Annotated in this window: 14 protein-coding genes; 3 read left to right on the top strand and 11 right to left on the bottom strand. The window is 71.2% G+C overall.

The annotated features are described in order from the left end of the window. The first annotated feature begins 93 nt into the window (after window positions 1–93). Both ACWDX7_RS17165 and ACWDX7_RS17160 read left to right on the top strand, forming a co-directional pair. On the top strand, window positions 94–2,253 hold the full coding sequence (locus ACWDX7_RS17165) for a RecQ family ATP-dependent DNA helicase (protein ID WP_451492947.1): 2,160 nt from the start codon (window positions 94–96) through the stop codon (window positions 2,251–2,253). 215 nt (window positions 2,254–2,468) lie between these two features. Further along, complete coding sequence (locus ACWDX7_RS17160) at window positions 2,469–3,098, top strand: hypothetical protein (protein WP_451492948.1); 630 nt, start codon at window positions 2,469–2,471, stop codon at window positions 3,096–3,098. 313 nt (window positions 3,099–3,411) lie between these two features. Here the strand turns inward: ACWDX7_RS17160 and ACWDX7_RS17155 are convergent, their stop codons facing one another. From ACWDX7_RS17155 to nrdR, 8 genes are all read right to left on the bottom strand, one after another. After that, window positions 3,412–4,056 carry a hypothetical protein gene (locus ACWDX7_RS17155; RefSeq protein ID WP_451492949.1) on the bottom strand — a complete coding sequence of 215 codons (645 nt, stop codon included), beginning with the start codon at window positions 4,054–4,056 and terminating at the stop codon, window positions 3,412–3,414. Between the two features lie 59 nt (window positions 4,057–4,115). Continuing rightward, the gene (locus ACWDX7_RS17150) at window positions 4,116–4,823 is read right to left on the bottom strand and encodes a ribonuclease HII (protein WP_451492950.1); all 708 of its coding nucleotides are present in this window, start codon (window positions 4,821–4,823) and stop codon (window positions 4,116–4,118) included. 523 nt (window positions 4,824–5,346) lie between these two features. Beyond that, a complete protein-coding gene (locus ACWDX7_RS17145) occupies window positions 5,347–7,236 on the bottom strand; it encodes a DUF4153 domain-containing protein (RefSeq protein WP_451492951.1) in 1,890 nt (629 codons plus the stop codon). Between the two features lie 242 nt (window positions 7,237–7,478). Beyond that, entirely contained in the window at window positions 7,479–8,396 is a 918-nt protein-coding gene (locus tag ACWDX7_RS17140; protein WP_451492952.1) for an ADP-ribosylglycohydrolase family protein, read from the bottom strand. Window positions 8,397–8,407: 11 nt separating this feature from the next. Then, window positions 8,408–9,067: a histidine phosphatase family protein gene (locus tag ACWDX7_RS17135; protein ID WP_451492953.1), complete on the bottom strand. Its 660-nt coding sequence runs from the start codon at window positions 9,065–9,067 to the stop codon at window positions 8,408–8,410. Between the two features lie 73 nt (window positions 9,068–9,140). Then, window positions 9,141–9,746: a YdbC family protein gene (locus ACWDX7_RS17130; protein ID WP_451492954.1), complete on the bottom strand. Its 606-nt coding sequence runs from the start codon at window positions 9,744–9,746 to the stop codon at window positions 9,141–9,143. A 261-nt stretch (window positions 9,747–10,007) separates the two neighbouring features. Next, on the bottom strand, window positions 10,008–12,905 hold the full coding sequence (locus tag ACWDX7_RS17125; RefSeq protein WP_451492383.1) for a vitamin B12-dependent ribonucleotide reductase: 2,898 nt from the start codon (window positions 12,903–12,905) through the stop codon (window positions 10,008–10,010). A 151-nt stretch (window positions 12,906–13,056) separates the two neighbouring features. Beyond that, on the bottom strand, window positions 13,057–13,569 hold the full coding sequence (nrdR, locus tag ACWDX7_RS17120; protein ID WP_451492384.1) for a transcriptional regulator NrdR: 513 nt from the start codon (window positions 13,567–13,569) through the stop codon (window positions 13,057–13,059). 469 nt (window positions 13,570–14,038) lie between these two features. Between nrdR and lexA the strand changes: the two genes are divergently transcribed. Continuing rightward, window positions 14,039–14,830 carry a transcriptional repressor LexA gene (lexA, locus tag ACWDX7_RS17115; RefSeq protein ID WP_451492385.1) on the top strand — a complete coding sequence of 264 codons (792 nt, stop codon included), beginning with the start codon at window positions 14,039–14,041 and terminating at the stop codon, window positions 14,828–14,830. A gap of 113 nt (window positions 14,831–14,943) precedes the next feature. Here lexA and ACWDX7_RS17110 read toward each other — a convergent pair whose 3' ends face one another. The 3 genes from ACWDX7_RS17110 to ACWDX7_RS17100 form a co-directional block, all read right to left on the bottom strand. Next, window positions 14,944–16,914, bottom strand: coding sequence for an ATP-dependent DNA helicase (locus tag ACWDX7_RS17110; RefSeq protein ID WP_451492386.1), 1,971 nt, complete (start codon window positions 16,912–16,914; stop codon window positions 14,944–14,946). 52 nt (window positions 16,915–16,966) lie between these two features. Further along, on the bottom strand, window positions 16,967–18,832 hold the full coding sequence (locus tag ACWDX7_RS17105) for an IucA/IucC family protein (protein WP_451492387.1): 1,866 nt from the start codon (window positions 18,830–18,832) through the stop codon (window positions 16,967–16,969). 218 nt (window positions 18,833–19,050) lie between these two features. Beyond that, the gene (locus ACWDX7_RS17100; RefSeq protein WP_451492388.1) at window positions 19,051–19,713 is read right to left on the bottom strand and encodes a GNAT family N-acetyltransferase; all 663 of its coding nucleotides are present in this window, start codon (window positions 19,711–19,713) and stop codon (window positions 19,051–19,053) included. Window positions 19,714–19,731: the final 18 nt, after the last annotated feature.

Genomic DNA, 19,731 nt, shown 5'->3' with positions numbered 1-19,731 from the left:
CGGAAACCCCTGTGGATAACTGTTTACTACTCAACATCCACAGGCTGAGAGCGCCATTGGCGCAATGTCGGAGGCATCGGGTTGCATGGGGGCATGAACCCAGACCTGAGGTCCTCTGCCGACTCCGTACTGGCCCGCCTCGTGGGCGACCCCACGGGCACCGCTCGGTTGCGTGAGGACCAGTGGCGGGCGATCGAGGCCCTCGTCGCGCACAAGCGACGGGCCCTGGTGGTGCAGCGCACGGGCTGGGGCAAGTCCGCGGTGTACTTCGTCGCCACCTCGCTGCTGCGGGCGAGCGGCGCCGGTCCCACGGTGATCGTCTCCCCCCTCCTCGCGCTGATGCGCAACCAGGTGGAGGCCGCCGCCCGGGCCGGGATCCGCGCCCGTACGATCAACTCCGCGAATCCCGAGGAGTGGGAAGGGATCCAGGCCGAGGTGGCGGCGGGCGAGGTCGATGTGCTTCTGGTCAGCCCGGAGCGGCTCAACAACCCGGATTTCCGCGACCAGGTCCTTCCCAAGCTCTCCGCCGCGACCGGCCTCCTCGTCGTCGACGAGGCGCACTGCATCTCCGACTGGGGGCATGACTTCCGCCCGGACTACCGGCGGCTGCGCACCATGCTGGCCGACCTGCCGCCGGGCGTCCCCGTCCTGGCCACGACCGCCACGGCCAATGCCCGCGTGACCGCCGACGTGGCCGAACAGCTCGGCACCGGCGCCGGTACCGACGCGCTCGTACTGCGCGGCCCGCTCGACCGCGAGAGCCTGAGCCTCGCCGTACTCACGCTGCCCGACGCGGCGCACCGGCTGGCCTGGCTCGCCGACCACCTCAAGGAGCTGCCCGGCTCCGGGATCATCTACACACTGACCGTGGCGGCGGCCGAGGAGGTCACCGCCTACCTGCGCCACCGCGGGCACACGGTCTCCTCGTACACCGGTAAGACGGAGAACGCCGACCGCCAGCAGGCCGAGGACGACCTCCAGGCCAACCGCGTCAAGGCCCTGGTCGCCACCTCGGCCCTCGGCATGGGCTTCGACAAACCCGACCTCGGCTTCGTGGTGCACCTCGGCTCGCCGTCCTCCCCCATCGCCTACTACCAGCAGGTCGGCCGGGCCGGCCGCGGGGTGGACCACGCCGAGGTGCTGCTGCTCCCAGGCCGGGAGGACGAGGCGATCTGGCAGTACTTCGCCTCGGTGGCCTTCCCGCCGGAGCAGCAGGTACGCCGCACCCTCGACGTCCTCGCCCAGGCGGGTCGGCCCCTGTCGCTGCCCGCCCTGGAACCCCTCGTAGACCTGCGCCGCACCCGACTGGAGACGATGCTCAAGGTCCTCGACGTCGACGGCGCCGTGCACCGGGTGAAGGGCGGCTGGACCTCGACCGGCGAACCGTGGGCCTATGACGCCGAGCGCTACGCCTGGGTGGCACGCCAACGGGCCGCTGAGCAGCAGGCCATGCGCGATTACGCGGCGACCGGGGGATGCCGGATGGAGTTCCTGCGGCGCCAGTTGGACGACGAAGAGGCCGTCCCGTGCGGCCGCTGCGACAACTGCGCCGGCGCCCGGTTCACTGCGGATGTCTCCGCCACGGCACTGGACACGGCCCGCGGCGAGCTCGGCCGCCCGGGCGTGGAACTGGAGCCGCGCAAGATGTGGCCGACCGGGCTCGCGGCGGTCGGCGTCGACCTCAAGGGACGCATCCCGGCGGGCGAACAGGCCTCCACAGGAAGGGCTTTGGGCCGCCTGTCCGACATCGGCTGGGGCAACCGGCTGCGGCCGATGCTCGCCCCGCAAGCTCCGGACCAGGTGATCCCGGACGATGTCACGCAGGCCGTGGTGGCGGTCCTCGCCGACTGGGCGAAGGGGCCGGGCGGCTGGGCCTCGGGGGCGCCGGACGCCCCGGCGAGGCCGGTGGGCGTGGTGGCCCTGCCCTCGCGCAGCCACCCGCAGCTGGTGGGATCGCTGGCCGCCCGGATCGCGGAGGTCGGGCGGATGCCGCTCCTCGGCATGGTGGCGTACACCGACGAGGCACCGGAGTTCGGGCTGCCCTCCTCGAACAGCGCCCAGCGGGTGCGCGGTCTGCACCAGGCTCTGACCGTGCCGCCCGCCCTGGCCCAGGCACTGGCGGAGGCAGCGGGGCCGGTGCTCCTCGTCGACGACCGCGCGGAGAGCGGATGGACCCTGGCAGTCACCTCCCGCCTGCTCCGCCGGGCCGGTGCGAAGGGGGTGTTCCCGCTGGTGCTGGCGCTCCAGCCGTAACCGAATGCGTCATCTTCGGCGTGGCGGGGCAAGGATATGAACGGCATACCGGCGAATTCCGGTCGGCGGCGCCAATTGCTCGTTGCCGCATGCTCCGCAGCCACGCGAGAATTGGAGTGCTCCCGCTCCGCTCCTCGGCACTCACCTGGGCCGGGCTGCGGCGCGCCCGCACTCCAGCCGTGCCCGTCCGCGGGCGTGTACCCGAAGGGAGGACCGTGACCTTCGGATTCGCCCCGCCCTCGGTCACGTCGCTGACAACGGCAACCGGCGGCGCCAGCCGGCACGGCAGACTGCTGGAGCCCGCCGCATGGACGGCGGCCGGCATTCCGCTGCTGCGCAATCCCCGCGAGGTCGTCAGCGGGCTGCACTCGCGGCACAGCCCCGTGCCTTCCACCGCGGTCATCGCCGTCCTCGGCCCGGAGGAACAGCTGGTGGCCAGCGCGTCGTTCGTACAGCGCTCCACCTCGGCCGACGGTTGGGAGTACCGCAACGCGCTGCTGTCCCGGCTGCGCCGGATCCTCCCGCACGACCTGCGGCGCCGGAGCCCCGTGCGCACGGCGGTACTGCTCTACTGCCGCGACGGCGACGAGCGGTGGACCGAGGAGGACGGAGCCTGGATGTGGGGGCTGCGGGACGCGTGCACCCTCCACGGGCTGCGCTGCGGCGCGTACATCACGCTGACCCGCGGCGGCTGGCAGGTGCTGGGCGAAGGCCGGGGCGGGCGGCGGCCCAGCTCGGACGAGCGGCCGCGGCATCTCGGCGACACGGCGGCCGAGTTTCCTCCGCTCGGCCTGCGCAGCAGCCCCGGCGCGGCCGAGGCCCTGCGCCGGACCGCCGCGCGCTGAGCCCGTACGGCCAGAGCCACCAGCTCAAGGCGAGATGAGCTCAGGTGACGGCGCATCACGTCAGGCCAGGTACGCACCGCGGGCCAGGGCACCGCGAGTAGGAGCGCCCGAAACGGCACGGCCGGCAAGGCGCCGCGGCCCGGAGCAGCGGGGACGCAAGGGAGACCGCTGCTCCGGGCCGCATACTCCCTCGGGCATGCCTCACAGTCGTACCCCCGCGAGCGAGAGACGGCAGGTCAGGCCCTGGGCTTCAGCGGGGCCGGCTCATCGCCTGCCCCGCTCCTCGCCCCTCACCCCGTCGGGCAACGGGACGTCAGACGCCCGCGCCCAGCACGGAGTTGATCTGCTGCGGATCGCCGCACACGATCAGCAGCGAACCCGCCCGCTTCAGCGCGGACGGCAGGGCGCCTGCCAGCGCGTCGACCGGTCCGCCGTTGGCCGCGAAGACCACGACGGGGCGGGCGGCAGCACGCGGCGCCTGGGCGGCGTCCGCGTAGAACACGTCGTCCCCGGCGTCGTGCAGGGCCCAGTAGGCGGCGTCGCCGAAGGACAGCTCGTGCGCGGCCCACGGGTGCGGGTCGCCGGTGGTGAGCACCAGGATGTCGCCGGGCGCGCGCCCGGTGTCGAGCAGCAGGTCGACGGCCTCTTCGGCCGCGTCCAGCGCACCCTCGGCGGAGGCCGGGATCAGCTGGATCTGCGGCGCCGTCACCGAGACGGACGGCGCGGTGGGGCCTGCGGGGACTGCGGGAACGGGTCCGGGGGTGGCCTGCGGCGCACGCTGCGCGGGCGGTGCGGGCCGGACGGGACCGGGGCGCCCGGGCCGCGGTACGGCAGCAGCGGGACGCGGACCAGGTACGGGGCGGGGGGTCTGCGCGGTGCGGCCTGCGGCCGGCGTGACGCGGGGACCCTGGGCACTCTCGTGAATCTGAGGCTCCTCGGTGGCGGGGGTGAGAGGCATGAGTTGATCTCTATCAAACACCGGTACGAAACGTACCGGCCGTCGGGACGTGGGCGCGATCAGAAATCGAAGCCGAGTTGGCCTCCGTCTTCCAGCTCCATCGATTCCTCGCTGCGGCGCACCTTCTTGAGGTGGCGCCATCTGGGCAGCGTGTCGAGGTACGACCAGGAGAGCCGGTGGTAGGGGGTGGGCCCCCGCTCCTGCAAGGCCGCCCGGTGCACGGGCGAGGGGTATCCGGCGTTGTCGGCGAAGGCGAAATCCTCGAAGCCGTCGCCTCCGCCCAGTACGGCCATCATCCGGTCGCGCCTGACCTTGGCGATGACCGAGGCCGCGGCGACGGCGACGCAGGACTGGTCACCCTTGATCACCGTACGGACCCGCCAGGGCAGGCCGAGGTAGTCGTGCTTGCCGTCGAGGATAACGGCGTCGGGCCGCACCGGCAGGGCGTCCAGGGCGCGGCCCGCCGCGAGCCGCAGGGCCGCGGTCATCCCGAGTTCGTCTATCTCCTCGGGGGAGGCGTGTCCGAGCGCATGCGCGGTGACCCAGTCCTCCAGGACGTCGATGAGGGCATCGCGCCGCTTGGCGGTGAGCAGTTTGGAATCGGTGAGTCCGGCGGGAGGCCGGCGCAGGCCGGTGATCGCGGCGCACACCGTGACGGGACCGGCCCATGCCCCTCGTCCGACTTCGTCGACCCCGGCGATGACTTTGGCGCCGGTGGTTGCGCGGATGGAGCGTTCGACGGCGTGGGTGGGTTCTTCGTACGGCATGGCGCCAGCAAGGTTACGCCGCCCCGGGCCGCGTGCACACCCCGGCCCTGGTCCGGCTCGCAGGCGGACCGGTGGCCGACCCCGGCTCGCCCGCCGGGCGGGCCCGGACCTACCCCGCCACCGGGCGCGCGTGGCATCCCGGCGGACCCAGCTCCCCGGCGCCGCCGCCCTCCTGCCCTGAAGGGCGGGACCATCACCTCGCCGATCCCTTCCCCGACTCAGGGGGAGCATCCCGATTCGCTCCCGCGTATTGTCGTGCGGCGGTTCGACACCACCGGAATCACATGGCCGTGCACGCACCCTTCGCATCGGCCCGGACGTCACCCCATGTGATTCCCGGGCGAACAAAGACCCGGATCCGCCCTCGCCCCGGCCCGGGCAGCCAGGACCGGCGACTTGGCACGTACTCGGCAGCGGCGTGATCGCATTCGTGAAGCCCGATCCGCTGGGATGAGGCCGCGGCTTCGGTCAGGGACCGTGCGGGCACACCGCAGAACCGGCTAGTACTCGGTGCGGGTGCCGGCTAGTACTCGGTGCGGGTGCCGAAGGCGCCGAGGCGCGAGCAGACCTCGTAGGAGGCCGTCACCGGACGCTCGCGCAGGATCTGCCGGGCCCGGTATTCGCCGAAGCTCATCGCGTACCAGGGCACGTGGCCTGCCCTCGACATGTCGTTGTTGATGCCTCTCAGGGCGCAGGACCTGTGCGGCTCGGACAGCCGGTCCAGAGCCGGTACCGCGTCCGCCGACATGGACTGGAAGTAGGCGAGGTCGATCTTCTCGTCGTCCGCGTAGCGGGTCACGTTTCGCTCGGCGACCATCCCGTCCGGAGACATCAGGCCGAAGGCGAGGACGCCCGCCGCCACGCTGCCCGCGACGGCGCGCGGCAGCCAGCGCGCGCCGAACACCCCGGCCGCCATGATCAATACGATGACCAGCCCCAGCCACAGTTCCATCGCCGCCACCGACACCCGCAGCCGGGTGAGCCCGTAGGCATCCACGTAGAGGTCCATGCGGCGCAGTGCGGAAGCGACCACGACCAGCGTCAGCGCGCACAGCAGCCCGAGCACGACCTGTACGAAGCGCCGGTCGCCGGCCCCCGCTCGCGGCGCCCAGCGCAGGGCCAGCGCGATCACGGCGAGGGTCAGGAGGGTGGCCCAGAGCAGCTGCCAGAAGCCCTGCCGGGCGTACTCGGCGTAGGAGAGGTCGGTGCTGTCCAGGACCTTGTCGTAGCCACCGAACAGGACGGCCAGCTGGACGGCGTTGAAGCCGGCGAAGAGCAGGTTGAGCACGACGAGCGGCAGGGCCCATTCCACGCGCGACCGCGGCTTGCCGGGGGCGACCTTGATCCGGTCCCAGCGCAGGGGAGCCGCGGCGGCGCGGGCGGCGGCGAGCGCGAGGGCCGCGCCGAAGACGAAGAGCACGATGCGGATGGGTCCGTCGCCGATGGAGATGTCCGGGGTCAGGCTTCCCAGCAGATCGGCGAAGGCCGCGTCCGCGGAGGCGAAGAGCGTGCCGAAGAGCATCAGCAGGACGAGCGCCACGGCGGCCGCCTTGACCACGGGCAGCCAGCGGTCCTTGTTCATCACCCTGCCGCGCGAGCGCAAGCCGCTCCAGGCCCATCCGACGCCGGACACGGCGGCGTCGAAGAAGCCGAGCGGGCTCAGCAGGACGCCGGGCCAGGTGCGGCTGCCGTGCAGGGCCAGCGCGCCGAGCAGGACGGCGGCGAGGAGGGCGAGCGTGGACGGCCACGCGGAATCGCGCAGCGCGGGTACGGCGAGGAGGGCGAGGCAGCCGAGTGCCCAGGCGACGGTCCAAGGCCGCGCCGTACGACGGGCCGTGCGGGCGGCGACGTACGCGGCGACGGCGGCGGGCAGCACGGCGAGCAGCAGACCGGGACCCAGGCCGTCGGCCACGAACAGCGCGGCGGCCAGACCGGCGACGAAGGCGGCGACGAGTGTGGCGGTACGGATGGGGGCGGCTTCGGCGGGGCGCACCAGTTCGGCCCATCCGGACGGGGCGGCGGCCTTGGCGGCGGCCCGTTCCCGCTGCTGCTGCGCTTGCCAGGCGGCGGCGTCGGCGGGCACCCAGGGCGGCTTGCCCGCTCGCGCTACGGCGCGAAGGGTGCCGGCAGGGCGCGCTGCCGGAGCCGCGGCGGCAGGGGGCTCGGCGGCAGGGGGCGCCGGAACGGGCGCGGGCTTGGCGGGGTCTCCCGTTCCGGTCGGATCCGGCGGGGCGGGCACTGACCCGGCCGCCGGGGCCACCGTTCCCGCCCGTTCCGCGGCCGCGCCGGCGGGCACGTCCTCGGCGGAACTCCCGGCCGCTTCCCCGGCGACCGGCCCGCTCGCGTCCGTACTCGCGTCCGTACTCGCGTCCTCGGCCTTGCCGTGGTGCATCCCGTCGGTGTTCTCAGACATCGGGTTCCCCTCCCCTACCGGCCGCCCCCGGACTTCTCGTGGAGACGGCGAAGCGGACAGAGTAGGCCCGTGACGTGCGGTTTCTGCCAGGCCCATAAGGTCCCTGTGGCAGGACCGTGACAAACCGAAAAGGGGTATCGCCCCCCGTGACGCCCCACCGGCTCGACAGCACCTCCGGACCCGAACCACCTCCCGGACCCGGACGGCCGGGGCACCCGGGCCGGCAGGCGCCAGGTGGACTCCTACGGCGCCGCCGCCTCCGGCAACCAGGCCGGGAGGGCCTCCGTACGGGCCAGCCACGCGGCCGGCAGCACCGCCTCCCCGCGCGCACCGAGCACCCCGCCGACGATCGCGCAGGTCGTGTCGACGTCGCCGCCCACCTGCGCGGTGGTCCAGAAGGCCCGCTCGTAGTCGTCCAGGGACCGCGCCGCCGACCACAGGGCGAAGGGCACGGTGTCGTGGGCGCTCGTCCGGCGCCCGCAGCCCAGTACCGCCGCGACCGTCGTCGCGTCGCCGTAGTCCAGCATGTCCTTCGCCCGCCGCAGCCCGGCGCCCACCGCGCTGCGCGGCACCAGGGCGATCACCCCGTCCAGCAGGTCGGCGGCCTTGGGCGGACCGGCCGGATCCGCGGCCAGCGCGGCCGCCGCGGCGACCGCCATCGCCCCGCACACGGCCTCGCGGTGCTGGTGGGTGGTGTAGGCGGAGATCTCCGCCTGATGTGTGGCCTGCTCCGGGTCGTCGGCGTACCAGGCGCCCAGCGGTGCGATCCGCATGGCGGCGCCGTTGCCCCATGATCCCTGCCCGTTGAACAGCTCGGCGGCGAGCGTGCGCCAGTCCTCGCCCTCCCGGATCAGGCGCAGCATGCGGTTCACGGCGGGCCCGTAGCCGCGGTCGAAGTCGTGGTGGTGGGCGAAGGAGCTCGCGAGGGCGTCCTGGTCGATGCGTCCGTGCTCGGCGAGCACGGCCACCACCGAGCAGGCCATCTCGGTGTCGTCGGTCCACTGCCACGGCTCGGTGCCGGAGGGCACTTCGCGCCGCTTGAGGAGGGGGTAGTTGACCGGGACGAAGTACTGGGAGCCCAGGGCGTCACCCAGGGCCAGTCCTCGCAGGCTGGCCATGGCGCGTGCGTAGCGCCGTTCGGTAGAGGAGTCAGGGGTCATCGCGGGTCACTCTAGCCGTCCAGGTCATAAGGCTCCGGTGTGGTCCACCGCTCAAATGGGCGGTCCATCCGGTACCGGCCGTCCGGGCCCAGTTGCAGCACCCGGAATTCGCCGTTCCCGGGGTTGGACAGGGCCTCGAACTCGGCCACGGACCAGTGGAACCAGCGCATGCAGAACAGCCTCATGGTGAGGCCGTGGGTCACGAGAAGCACGTTCTCGGGGTGGTCCGGGGCCTCGAAGCTGCGGTAGAGGCTCTCCAGGAAGGATCCGACCCGGTCGTAGACGTCGGCTCCCGACTCGCCCTGGGCGAAGCGGTAGAAGAAGTGCCCGTACGCGTCCCGGTAGGCCTTCTGGAGCCGTACGTCGTCCCGGTCCTGCCAGTTTCCCCAGTCCTGCTCGCGCAGCCGGGGCTCCTCGCGCATCCGGACCCGCGAGGGGTCCAGCCGCAGTTCCCGGAAGGTCTGCAGGGTCCGGCGGTAGGGGGAGACGTAGGCGCTGATGGTCTCGTCTCCGAAGAGCTCGCGCAGCCGTACTCCGGCCGCCGCGGCCTGTTCGCGGCCCTTGCGGGTCAGCCGCAGGGCGTGGTCGGGCTCGCGTTCGTACACCGAGTCGTCGGCGTTGCCCTCCGATTCGCCGTGCCGGACAAGGACGATGCGCCGTGGTCGGACCATCCCACGACCCTATTCGGCCACGTTTCGGCCCGCCGACCGGGCACGCCGAAACACGCCGATGATCATCGTACGGTCATACCGTCCAGGAGGGTTCGAGGTCGACGACGTCACCGGTGAGGGCCTCCACGTCGGCCTGTATCTGGGCGCGCAGGGCGAGCCGCTCCACCCGCTCCTGCCGGTACTTGCCGTGCTCGGCGGCCGCACGCCACATCGAAAGCACCAGGAACTCCCGGCCCGGGGCCTCCCCGAACAGCCCCCGGATCATGCCGGGCGAACCGGCCATGGCCGGATTCCATACCTTCTCCTGCATGAGCGCGAAATGGTCGACGCGTCCCTCGCGTACCCGGGTGTGCGCGACCCGGACCACGTCGGCGTCCGTGAACCGCGGCTCGAATCCGGTCTTCACGTCGAAGCGGTGGTCGAAGAGCGTTGCCCGCGGACCGGTGTAGGTGCCCTTCTGCGCGGCGGCCAGCCGGTCGTGCGAGCGGGCCATGAAGGAGTCGTAGAAGGAACGGCTCTCCCAGAAGGTGAAGACGTGCGCGACCCCCTGCCGTCCCCGGCTCCAGCCGCCGCCCTGCCCCCGGAATCCCGGCTCGCCAGGCAGCCCCGCCCATTTGCGCTGCCCCCGCTCGAACCCGCGTCGGTCCGTCACCGTGCAGCGAATCCACTTGACCAGCACGGCGCCATCGTACGGTCCCCGCGCGGCCCGGGGTCAGTCCTCGGCGCAGGTGCATCCGCACCGGTTCCGCACCGCCCCGCAGGGACGGCCGAAGTCCGAACTCCCGGTCAAGCACACCGAGCACATCCAGCGCGCCGGGCAGACCGCCGGGGCGGCGCCGCGTCGCACGACTGCGCGGGCGGGTCACGCCGAAGGAGGCGGAGCCGGGAATCCGGCTCCGCCTCCTTCGGCATTCGGTTCACGCCCTGACGACGCCCGTGATCAGCTGCAGCCGCTGGTGGAGCCGCAGCCCTCGCAGATGTAGCAGGAGCCGGCGCGCTGCATCTTCGTACCGCAGGAGAAGCAGAGCGGGGCGTCGGCGGAGACGCCGAGCTGCATCTCGACCAGTTCGGCGTTGCTGTGCGCCGTCTTCGGGGCCGGAACCTGGACCGCAGTGGCCGGGGCCGGCTTCGGGACCGAGGGGACCGCGGTCAGCGGGGCCGACTGCGCCAGGGTCTCGGTGTCGAGCTCCTCCCCGTCGAGCGGCTCGTAGGAGCCGGTCTCCAGGTGACGCTGACGCTCCTCGGCGGTGTGGATGCCGAGGGCCGACCGGGTCTCGAAGGGCAGGAAGTCGAGCGCCAGGCGGCGGAAGATGTAGTCGACGATCGACTGCGCCATCCGCACGTCCGGGTCGTCCGTCATACCGGCCGGCTCGAAGCGCATGTTGGTGAACTTCGAGACGTACGTCTCCAGCGGGACCCCGTACTGCAGGCCGACGGAGACGGCGATGGAGAAGGCGTCCATCATGCCCGCGAGGGTCGAGCCCTGCTTGGACATCTTCAGGAAGACCTCGCCCAGACCGTCGTCCGGGTAGGAGTTCGCGGTCATGTAGCCCTCGGCGCCACCGACCGTGAAAGAGGTGGTGATCCCCGGGCGGCCCTTGGGGAGGCGCTTGCGGACCGGGCGGTACTCGATGACCTTCTCGACCGCCGTGCGGATGGTCTCCTCGGCCTTCGCGGTGACCTCGGCCTTCTCCTCTTCCTTCTTCTTGGCGGAGAGGGGCTGGCCGACCTTGCAGTTGTCGCGGTAGATGGCGAGCGCCTTGACGCCGAGCTTCCAGGCCTCGAAGTAGATCTCCTCGATCTCCTCGACGGTCGCCGTCTCCGGCATGTTGACCGTCTTGGAGATCGCGCCGGAGATCCAGGGCTGGATCGCGGCCATCATCCGGACGTGGCCCATCGCGGAGATGGAACGCTCGCCCATGGCGCAGTCGAAGACCGAGTAGTGCTCGCTCTTCAGCCCCGGGGCGCCGACCACGACGCCGTGCTCGGCGATGTGGGCGACGATCGCCTCGATCTGCTCTTCCTGGTAGCCCATGCGGCGCAGAGCCTGCGGCACGGTGCCGTTGACGATCTGCATCGAGCCGCCGCCGACGAGCTTCTTGAACTTGACCAGCGCCAGGTCCGGCTCGACACCCGTGGTGTCACAGGACATCGCGAGACCGATGGTGCCGGTCGGCGCGAGGACGGAGGCCTGGGAGTTGCGGAAGCCGTTCTTCTCGCCGAGGCGCAGGACGTCCTGCCAGGCCTCGGTGGCCGCGGCCCAGATCGCGTTGTCCAGGTCCTCGGTGCGCGGCGCGACGGCGTTGGCGTCGGCGTGCTGCCTCATGACGCGCTTGTGCGACTCGGCGTTGCGGGCGTAGCCGTCGTACGGGCCGACGATTGCGGCCAGCTCGGCGGAGCGCTTGTACGCCGTACCGGTCATCAGCGAGGTGATGGACGCGGCGAGGGTGCGGCCGCCGTCCGAGTCGTACGCGTGGCCGGTGGCCATCAGCAGGGCGCCGAGGTTGGCGTAGCCGATGCCCAGCTGGCGGAAGGCGCGGGTGTTCTCGCCGATCTTCTGCGTCGGGAAGTCCGCGAAGCAGATGGAGATGTCCATCGCGGTGATGACGAGCTCGACGACCTTGGCGAAGCGCTCGGCGTCGAAGGACTGGTTGCCCTTGCCGTCGTCGTCGAGGAACTTCATCAGGTTCAGCGAGGCGAGGTTGCAGGACGTGTTGTCCAGGTGCATGTACTCGCTGCAGGGGTTGGACGCGGTGATGCGGCCGGACTCGGGGCAGGTGTGCCAGTTGTTGATCACACCGTCGTACTGGATGCCCGGGTCGGCGCAGGCCCACGCGGCCTCGGCCAGCTTGCGGAAGAGCGCCTTGGCGTCGACCTCTTCGATGACCTCACCGGTCATACGGGCACGCAGGCCGAACTTGGTGCCGTTCTCGACGGCCGTCATGAACTCGTCGTTCACACGGACGGAGTTGTTGGCGTTCTGGTACTGGACGGACGTGATGTCGTCGCCGCCCAGGTCCATGTCGAAGCCCGCGTCGCGCAGGGCACGGATCTTCTCCTCCTCCTTGACCTTGGTCTCGATGAAGGCCTCGACGTCCGGGTGGTCCACGTCCAGGACGACCATCTTGGCCGCGCGGCGGGTGGCGCCGCCCGACTTGATCGTTCCGGCGGACGCGTCGGCGCCGCGCATGAAGGAGACCGGACCCGAGGCGTTGCCACCGGAGGAGAGGAGCTCCTTGGAGGAGCGGATGCGGGAGAGGTTCAGGCCGGCGCCGGAGCCGCCCTTGAAGATCATGCCCTCTTCCTTGTACCAGTCGAGGATGGACTCCATGGAGTCGTCGACGGCAAGGATGAAGCAGGCGGAGACCTGCTGCGGCTGGGGCGTTCCGACGTTGAACCACACCGGCGAGTTGAAGCTGAAGATCTGGTGCAGGAGGGCGTAGGTCAGCTCGTGTTCGAAGATCTCCGCGTCGGCGGGCGACGAGAAGTAGTCGAAGTCCTCGCCGGCCTTCGTGTACGTCTTCACGATCCGGTCGATCAGCTGCTTCAGACCGGTCTCGCGCTGCGGGGTGCCGACCGCACCGCGGAAGTACTTGCTGGTGACGATGTTGACCGCGTTCACCGACCAGAAGTCGGGGAACTCGACGCCACGCTGCTCGAAGTTGACCGAGCCGTCGCGCCAGTTGGTCATGACGACGTCACGGCGCTCCCAGCTCACCTCGTCGTACGGATGCACGCCGGGGGTGGTGTGGATGCGCTCGATACGCAGGCCGCCCTTGGCTGCCTTGGTCCCCTTGGCGCGGGAACCACGTGCCGAGCTGCTCGCCGTCTCTGTCATGCCGCCTCCCATATGCGGGCAAAAACGCCCTAAAGTGCCAGCGTTATTCCGCGGCACGGTGCTGTGTCCTGGATCTACGTTCGTGCTCTTCGCTCGACTGACCGGCCGCGCCGCGATCCCAGTGCGCTGCGATGCGGTGCGGGCCGTCCGGTCAGTCGGCGGCGGAGGCGGGCACGGGGACCGAACCGGTCCCACCGGGCTCGCACTCTTCAGGGTGAGCCCGCCGCTCGCGCAGTTCCACGATGGCGGTCTCGAAGTCTTCAAGGGTGTCGAATGCTTTATATACGGACGCGAACCGCAGGTACGCGACCAGGTCGAGCTCCTGCAACGGACCGAGTATGGCCAGACCCACATCGTGGGTGGTCAGCTCGGCACTCCCCGTGGCACGCACCGCCTCTTCGACCCGCTGGCCGAGTTTGGCGAGCGCGTCCTCGGTGACCGGCCGCCCCTGGCACGCCTTGCGCACGCCGGAGATGACCTTGGTGCGGCTGAAGGGCTCTGTCACCCCGCTGCGCTTGATCACCATCAGCGAGGCCGTCTCCACCGTCGTGAAGCGACGGGAGCAGTCGGGGCACTGACGGCGCCGACGGATCGACGTCCCGTCGTCCGTGGTGCGGCTGTCGACGACGCGGCTGTCGGGGTGCCTGCAGAAGGGGCAGTGCATGGTTCCCTCACCCTCCCTCTTGGCACGACTGAATCACCCCACAAGGCCCCTGAACGGCAGAGAAGGGTCTCTGCCGGGAGCTTCTGAAGCAGCCACCAGCATATGCGATGCCGGGTGCCCCGACAGACCGGGGACCACAACTTCTGGGTGGCAGCGCTCATCCAACCACTAGATCTTGGGTTGTGGTGGATTCACACCGCTCCGCGTGTCGCGGCGTCGGATGGGCGATCACGGGGCTTTCCGGTGCCAGACTGGGCCCGGACCCGCACGATGGCGACCCGAGCGGGAAGGGTACCGTAAGCGGCGCACGCGGGACCGAACCCACGTTCGCCGATTGGACCGTCCATACACCTCTCGATGTGGCCATGCCGGGCGATCTGCGATTTTTCACTCGAACGTGTGTTTGGCGCAACCTTTCGAAAGCAACTACCGTTGTCCAGCGAGGGAGACCATTTCGAGAGGGGCCGACGTGACCACCACCGCAGACAGTGCCACCATCACTGCCCAGAACCGCTCCCAGAGCCGACTTGAGCCGGTGCATGCCATGAACGACGTAAACCTGAACCCGGAGGCGGAGCCCGTACGCCCCGCACGCTCGCTGCCAGGTCGACCTCCAGGCATCCGCGCCGACAGCTCCGGACTCACGGACCGGCAGCGGAGGGTCATCGAGGTCATCCGTGACTCCGTGCAGCGGCGGGGTTATCCCCCGTCGATGCGGGAGATCGGTCAGGCGGTCGGCCTCTCCAGCACGTCTTCGGTCGCGCACCAGCTGATGGCCCTGGAGCGCAAGGGCTTCCTGCGCCGCGATCCACACCGGCCCCGGGCCTATGAGGTGCGCGGCTCGGACCAGCCGAGCTCGCAGCCCACGGACACCACCGGCAAGCCCGCCGCTTCCTACGTCCCCCTCGTCGGCCGGATCGCGGCCGGTGGCCCGATCCTCGCCGAGGAGTCCGTCGAGGACGTCTTCCCGCTCCCCCGCCAGCTGGTCGGCGACGGTGAGCTCTTCGTGCTCAAGGTCGTCGGAGACTCGATGATCGAGGCCGCCATCTGTGACGGCGACTGGGTCACGGTCCGCCGCCAGCCGGTCGCGGAGAACGGCGACATCGTCGCCGCGATGCTGGACGGCGAGGCCACGGTCAAGCGCTTCAAGCGCGAGGACGGCCACGTCTGGCTTCTGCCGCACAACGCCGCCTACCAGCCGATCCCCGGCGACGAGGCGACCATCCTCGGCAAGGTCGTCGCGGTACTGCGACGGGTCTGACCCCGCCGCTCTCCATCCAGCCCCGGGTCCACTGCGCCGGTCCCGGGGCTGTTGTGTGCCCTCAACCGGACCGGCCGCGGCCCTGGTGAGGTGACCGATCACCGCCGGAGCGGCTACTTGCCATCGGCCTTCGCGGACGCGTCGATGGCGGCGAGGGAGCGGCGCGCCTGGTTGCGGTCGGTGGTGTACCAGAAGTCCGGCAGCGTGGCCCGCAGGAAGCTCCCGTACCGGGCCGTGGCCAGCCGGGGATCCAGCACCGCGACCACACCCCGGTCACCCATGGCCCGTACAAGGCGACCCGCGCCCTGGGCCATCAGCAGGGCCGCGTGCGTGGCGGCCACGGCCATGAAACCGTTTCCGCCGTGCTCCTCGACCGACTTCTGGCGGGCGCTCATCAGCGGGTCGTCGGGGCGCGGGAAGGGGATGCGGTCCATGACCACCAGCTGGCAACTGGCACCCGGCACGTCCACGCCCTGCCAGAGCGAGAGCGTCCCGAACAGGCACGTCCGCGGGTCTGCGGCGAATGCCTTGATCAGCTCGCCCAGCGTCTCCTCGCCCTGGAGCAGGATCGGGTGGTCGAGCCGCCCGCGCAGTTCCTCGGCCGCGGCCTTGGCGCCGCGCATGGAGGAGAAGAGTCCGAGGGTGCGGCCGCCGGCCGCCTCGATGAGCTCGGCGAGCTCGTCCATCATGTCGCCTCGGGTGCCTTCCCGGCCGGGCGTTGCCAGGTGCTTGGCGACGTAGAGGATGCCCTGCTTCGGGTAGTCGAACGGCGAGCCGACGTCGAGGCCCTTCCACAGCGGTACGTCGTCGCCCTCGACTCCCTCGGCGGACAGGCCCAGCGAGGCCGCGACGCCGTTGAAGTCACCGCCGAGCTTGAGGGTCGCGGAGGTGAGGACCACCGAGCGGTCCTCGAACAGCTTCTCGCGCAGCAGGCCGGACACCGAGAGCGGGGCGACCCGGAGCGTGGCGCCGAACCGGTCGTGACGCTCGTACCAGACGACGTCGTACTCGGAGCCGTTGACGATCCGCTCCGCCACCGTGTGGACGCTCTCCACAGCGGCCAGGGCCTGCTTGCGGACCGCGTCCTCGTCGGCGACGGACTTGTCGCGGGTCGAGCCGATCGCTGAGATGACGTTGCGGGCGGCGTCGCGGAGGGACATCAGCGCGTACCCGAGATCCTCGGGGAGCACTTCCAGCCGGCCCGGGAGCGCCAGCTCCATGACCCGCTCGAAGGATTCGGAAGCGGTCTGCAGCGAGTCGGCCGTCTTCTCGTCCACCAGCTTGGCCGCACGCTTGACGGCCCGGTTGACCTGCCCGGGGGTGAGTTCGCCGGTGGCGACGCCGGTCACCCGGGAGACCAGCTCGTGGGCCTCGTCCACGATCAGCACCTCGTGCTGCGGGAGCACCGGTGCGCCCTCGATGGCGTCGATGGCGAGCAGCGCGTGGTTGGTGACGACCACGTCGGCGAGCTTGGCGCGCTCCCGCGCGGCCTCGGCGAAGCACTCCGCCCCGTACGCGCACTTCGTCGCGCCCAGGCACTCCCGGGAGGAGACGGAGATCTGGCTCCACGCCTTGTCCGATACGCCGGGGGTCAGGTCGTCGCGGTCGCCCGTCTCCGTCTCGTCCGCCCAGTCGCGCAGGCGCAGCAGGTCCTGGCCGAGCTTGCTGGTGGGGGCGGCCGCTTCGAACTGGTCGAAGAGACCTTCCTCCTCGTCCTGCGGCGCGCCCTCGTGCAGCCGGTGCAGGCAGAGGTAGTTCGACCTGCCCTTGAGCATGGCGAACTGCGGCCGGCGGCGCAGCTGCGGGTGCAGCGCCTCGACCGTGCGGGGCAGGTCCCGCTCGACCAGCTGCCGCTGGAGGGCGAGGGTCGCCGTGGCCACGACCACACGCTCGCCGTGGGCGAGGGCCGGTACCAGGTAGCCGAGGGACTTACCCGTGCCGGTGCCGGCCTGGATGAGGCGGTGCGAGTTGTCGTCGATCGCTTCGGCGACGGCTTCGGCCATGGCCACCTGGCCGGGGCGCTCCGTGCCGCCGACGGCGGAGACGGCGGCGTGCAGCAGGTCGGGGAGGGAGGGCTTCGTCATAGCACTGCCAACCCTACGGGGCCCCACCGACAGTGACGGCATCGGCGAGGATTCATGGCCGGTACAAGGGATTGGGCACGGTGCCGTGCTGCACGGCGTGCGGGCGGTCGGGGCGGTCGCGGTAACCGTCCTCGTAGAGCCGGTTCCGGTTCAGGCAGAGCCGTCCGATGCGCTCACCGAGGAGGTCGAAGAGCTCGTAACGCTCCTTGAGCTCCGGGAACCGGGCCTGGTGGCGGATGATCTCCGCCCGTACGAGGGACCAGAACACGCTCTCCGGGACGCCGAGGCGGTCCTCGCACAGGGCCGAGAGGTAGCGGAAGACGCCGACGAAGAGCCCGGAGTGGATGAACTGCGGCAGGAAGTCGGCGGGCTCGGTGAGCAGGACCGCTCGGACCTCGGCGGGGAGGGAGTCGAGCTCGGGCAGCGGTTCGCGGCTGATGTTGATGTCGTCCACGAAGTCCTTGACGGCGAGCCGGACGGGGACGTCGTGCTCATCGAAGATCACGATGGCGTTCTCCCCGTGCGGGGAGAAGACGGTGCCGTAGCGGTAGAGGAAGTGGAGCAGCGGTGGCAGCAGGGCGGCGAAGAGGCGCTTCAGCCACACGGAGGGGGTCAGTCCGGAGCGGGCGACGAGCTCGGCGGTGAAGGACCGCCCGCGCGGGTCGATGTGGAGGAGGGCGGCGAGCGTACGGGCGCGCTCGCCGGGTGCGAGGCGCCCGGCCAGGGGCTCGCGCCAGATCGCGCCGAGGAGCTCCTTGTACTGGTACGGAACCTCGGACAGCTCCTCGTAGACGGGGTGGCGGACGGTGACGGAGGCGACCTCGCCGAGGAGGACGACCCGGCATTCGTCCCGGAGGAAGGGGTCGGTGTCCCGGAGGGAGTGGATCCAGGCGGTGACGGCCGGGGCGGCGAGGGTGAGGGCGGAGGGCAGGCCGCGCCAGACCATGGTGTTGAACACGGAGAGCGGGAGCTTGACGCTGAGCCGGTCGGGCCGGGTGAGGTTGAGGAAGGTACGGATCGACTGCTGGGGAAGGCGCACGTCGGTGTCGGCCGGGAGCGGGACGAGGGCGCCCGAGGCGAGGGCCGGGGCGAAGAGGGGGAGAACGACCTCGTCCCACTGCCAGGGGTGGACCGGGAAGTAGAGGTAGCCGCGGGGGTCGAGGCCGCGCTCGCGCAGGGCGTGGTCGAAGGCCGCGCGGGTCAGGGGGTCGAGCTCGGCGCGGTAGAGCCGGGCGGGGTCTTCCAGGCCTGCGGTGCCGCGGTAGGCCGCGAGGGAGGTGTGGGCGGCGAGCCAGGGCAGCCGCTGGCGGGTGCGGGACTCGGGAGCCCAGGCCGTGGTGTCGGAGGCGGACAGCCCGATGCGGCCCTTGTTGAGGACGAGCCAGGGGTGGCCGGTCTGGTGGCCTTCGAGGGCGGCGTAGTCCAGGTCGGCGAGCACGTCGGCGGTGAGCGCGGTGTGGTCGATGCGCGCGTCGGCGGCGAGGGTGGCGCTGAGCTCGCGGACGAGGTGGCCGAGGGTGGCGCCGTCGAGGCGGAGGAGGGTCCGGGCGCGGATGAGGAAGGTGTACGGGTCCCCGAAGGCGGCCGGCGGCTGCGGGTCGGGCGACTGCGGAGGGGTGAGGGTGATGGTGTCCGGGGTGACGTGCCAGCTGCCGTAGGCGCGGCGGCGGGCGCGGAAGCCGAGGCTGCTGCCGTCGTCCAGGGTCAGGGTCCACGCGTCGCCGGATGCGGACGGGGCGGGGGCGGGGGTGGGGACGATGATCTCCTCGTAGGCGAACTCCGAGAGCATCTTGGCGAGCAGGCGGCGGGCGGCGAAGTCCCAGGTGGCGCCGGTGAGTTCGGGCGGCGTGCGCGGGTGCTGCGGCGACGGGGGCAGGTCGGTGTCCGGGGAGTCGGGGGCGGCGGGGAAATTCGGCACGGGACTCCTCGGAGATCGGGAACTTTCCTGCGTGACGCAGAGTTTTCGAAGAGAGAGGTGCGAGACGAAGAGGCTGAAGAGATACGGCTGAGCGGCTGGCACGGCTGACGCGGCTGACGAACCGAGGATGCTGAGGACTGCGGAAGGGGAGGCGGGGCGATGCGGGATATTGGCGCTGTTGGAGACGTGCGGGATGTGCGGGATGTGCGGGACGGCAGTCAGAGGAGACCGCGGAGCACGCGCTCCCGGATCATCAGGGCGGCTCGCTTCTCAGGGAGGTCGATTTCCGCGCAGCAGCGGAAACCGGAGTTCAAGAAGGCCGATACCGAGGGGGCGTTGCGGATGTCCGGTTCCGCGATGACGCGTGTGCAGCGGGGGCGGTTGTCGAACACCAGGTCGGCGACCGCGCGCAGCAGTGTGGTGCCCAGGCCCCGGCCACGGTTCGCGCCGTCTCCGATGAGCAGGTGGATACCCGTGTCGTGGGGGCGCGCCGGGTAATACCGGGAGAGCGGGTCGAGATCGGCACGGTAGATCTCCCAGTAGCTCATCGGCGTGCCGTCGAGGAGGCCGAGGCAGGGGATGCTGCTGCCGTGTCCGTCCCGTTGGGCCCGCAGGTGGGCCGCGGTGACGGCAGCGGGGCCGGCGAGCTCCCAGAAGGCGGCCACCTCGGGGTCGTTCATCCACCGGGTCAGCAGCTCCAGGTCACGGCCCTGTCGTACCGGTTCGAGACGGAAGACTCCGGCAGGGGTGACGGTGCTGCCCCAGGCGGCAGGCGTATCGAGGAGATCGGCCTCGGCCAGCAGGGGCAAGAGCGAGGCCGGCAGGCGTAGTTCGACGGTGGCGTCGACTGCGGATCCGGCGGGTGCGTCGGTGGAGGGCATCGGGTGGCTCTTCTCCGC

This window comes from Streptomyces sp. NPDC003034, assembly GCF_053591375.1.
Note: the sequence above shows the minus strand (reverse complement) of the source record. Positions and strands in the feature narration are given on the sequence as shown.

Coding starts and splice junctions, on each gene's coding strand:
- ACWDX7_RS17140 (WP_451492952.1), bottom strand. CDS start 8,396: ATGACCCCTGACTCCTCTACCGAACGGCGCTACGCACGCGCCATGGCC.
- ACWDX7_RS17125 (WP_451492383.1), bottom strand. CDS start 12,905: ATGACAGAGACGGCGAGCAGCTCGGCACGTGGTTCCCGCGCCAAGGGG.
- ACWDX7_RS17155 (WP_451492949.1), bottom strand. CDS start 4,056: ATGCCTCTCACCCCCGCCACCGAGGAGCCTCAGATTCACGAGAGTGCC.
- ACWDX7_RS17110 (WP_451492386.1), bottom strand. CDS start 16,914: ATGACGAAGCCCTCCCTCCCCGACCTGCTGCACGCCGCCGTCTCCGCC.
- ACWDX7_RS17145 (WP_451492951.1), bottom strand. CDS start 7,236: ATGTCTGAGAACACCGACGGGATGCACCACGGCAAGGCCGAGGACGCG.
- ACWDX7_RS17150 (WP_451492950.1), bottom strand. CDS start 4,823: ATGCCGTACGAAGAACCCACCCACGCCGTCGAACGCTCCATCCGCGCA.
- nrdR (WP_451492384.1), bottom strand. CDS start 13,569: ATGCACTGCCCCTTCTGCAGGCACCCCGACAGCCGCGTCGTCGACAGC.
- ACWDX7_RS17165 (WP_451492947.1), top strand. CDS start 94: ATGAACCCAGACCTGAGGTCCTCTGCCGACTCCGTACTGGCCCGCCTC.
- ACWDX7_RS17135 (WP_451492953.1), bottom strand. CDS start 9,067: ATGGTCCGACCACGGCGCATCGTCCTTGTCCGGCACGGCGAATCGGAG.
- ACWDX7_RS17100 (WP_451492388.1), bottom strand. CDS start 19,713: ATGCCCTCCACCGACGCACCCGCCGGATCCGCAGTCGACGCCACCGTC.